Source organism: Rhizobium sp. 01T444, from assembly GCF_056398305.1.
Map to the genome: position 1 here is coordinate 1 of NZ_JBFTPD010000125.1, position 842 is coordinate 842.

The window sequence follows — 842 nt, forward strand, 5'->3', positions numbered from 1 at the left end:
GGCAGGGGCAGGCCGATTTGGCTGAGCAGGTGGAACGCTACGCGGCGCAGATGCCGCCGGTGCGGACGGACGCGCAGCGGCTTGCGGAGCAATGGCAGGCTCAGCGGCGTGCGCCGACGCCGGAGCGCTCCCACACTCGTGCGCCCGATGAGCGAAGTCGGTAGCTCGCTGGAGGTGAGCACCTGCGAGGTCGTAGTGCGACAGCGGTCAGTGGTGCCGTCCACGAAGGTCATGCCGGTCGGCTGTGGTTGCAATCGTCAGGCATGGCCGCTCCAGACTGCCTGAGGTCGTTCGGCACCGGACGATCAATGACGGTGAAGGGCATGAAGCGGTCTCTGGGCTCAGTCTGCGTCGTGACCGTTCTACAGAGAGATCAGACGCTAGTCTGGACCACCACCGAGTCACGGCATAAGCCTTTCAACAGGCTAAGTCTTTAACTCCATTGCGTCGTGCGAACAGCGCGCCTTCAGGTCGTCGACTAGCCACCTGGCCGCGGGCCCCGGCGGATCTAGGGCGCGATGGAATGCTGCCATCGCCAGCGAAAAGCCGGCAGGCAGCATGTCCTCGACATCGAGTGAAACCAGCGCGCCGCTCGCAAGGTCGCCCTGCACCATGTGCATCGGCATGTTGCCCCAGCCCACGCCGTCCCTGAGAAATGCGTGCTTTGTGGAAAGGTCTGCCAATCTCCAGGTTGAAGCCGACTTGACCCCGAAGTCCCGGCCCGCGCTCAACTCCGACCGGTCAGTGAGAACGAGTTGGACGTGCTTGGCCAAGGCAGCCTTTGGAATTCGTCGCTTGAAGCTCGCCAGCGGGTGGTCAGGTGCGGCCACGGTGACCAATGG

2 protein-coding genes are annotated in these 842 nt (G+C 64.0%); both read right to left on the bottom strand.

Annotated elements, in window-relative coordinates:
* A partial coding sequence (locus AC1DTN_RS37480) for a hypothetical protein (protein ID WP_477925180.1) occupies nucleotides 1-233 on the bottom strand: 233 nt, incomplete at its 3' end.
* Between the two features lie 192 nt (nucleotides 234-425).
* Nucleotides 426-842, bottom strand: a 417-nt coding sequence (locus tag AC1DTN_RS37485; protein WP_477925181.1) for a substrate-binding domain-containing protein, incomplete at its 5' end; no start/stop codon positions are given.